At 37.0% G+C, this 775-nt stretch carries 1 protein-coding gene; it reads left to right on the forward strand.

Features of this window, described 5'->3' with window-relative positions; all coding sequences use genetic code 11:
- Positions 1–173 precede the first annotated feature (173 nt).
- Entirely contained in the window at positions 174–755 is a 582-nt protein-coding gene (locus tag ACFINL_RS09750; RefSeq protein ID WP_375651492.1) for an SMI1/KNR4 family protein, read from the forward strand.
- Positions 756–775: the final 20 nt, after the last annotated feature.

Consider the following 775-nt stretch of genomic DNA (forward strand, 5'->3'; position numbering starts at 1 on the left):
CTTGCCGTTAGCAGAACAGATTTTGGTGAAACCTTTTACTTTGATTATACACAGTTTAGGGATGGTGAATGCCCACTTTATGTCATGCTTCCATCTGAAGATTGCGAATATTACGCAAGTAATTTTTATGAATTCCTTTGTAAAAGAATTAAGGACCATGCAGGGGAAGATTTATGAAAACCTATACCTTAGCTGATGTTGTAATATTAATTGATAAAGTGAATAAATATGATGATGAGATTATCCATTTTCGTACTGAAGATGATGCAGTTGATGATCTTGTAATTGAAAGGGCTGAGAAAGCTCTTGGTTTACAATTCACATCCTCTTACAAGAGTTTTTTGAAACATTATAAAGGTGGGGACATTAGTGGTGAAGAAATCTATAGTCTTTATGAGCATCCTATAGGTGTTTCTGTTAATGACGTTGTTTTCCAAAACTTAAATGATAGAAAACGTGGTTTTACGACACCAGAACAGCTCGTTGTGAGTTATGATCTTGATGAAACCTTTTACTTTGATTATACGCAGTTTCGGGATGGTGAATGCCCACTCTATGTCATGTTTGCGGATGAGGAGTCCGAATATTACGCCAGTAATTTTTATGAATTCCTATGCAAAAGAATTAAAGTACACGCGGGAGTTGAGATACCTGATGGTGATCAACCGATTGAAAAGATTGAGCACACTCCCACTCCGCAACCTATCCCTTTTTACAAGAGCTTTTGGAAAAAACTATGGAGGAGGGGCAAATGATAGGGGAAATATGGAGCGTT

Source organism: Bartonella sp. AA78NXGY (genome assembly GCF_042197005.1).
Lineage (GTDB): Bacteria > Pseudomonadota > Alphaproteobacteria > Rhizobiales > Rhizobiaceae > Bartonella.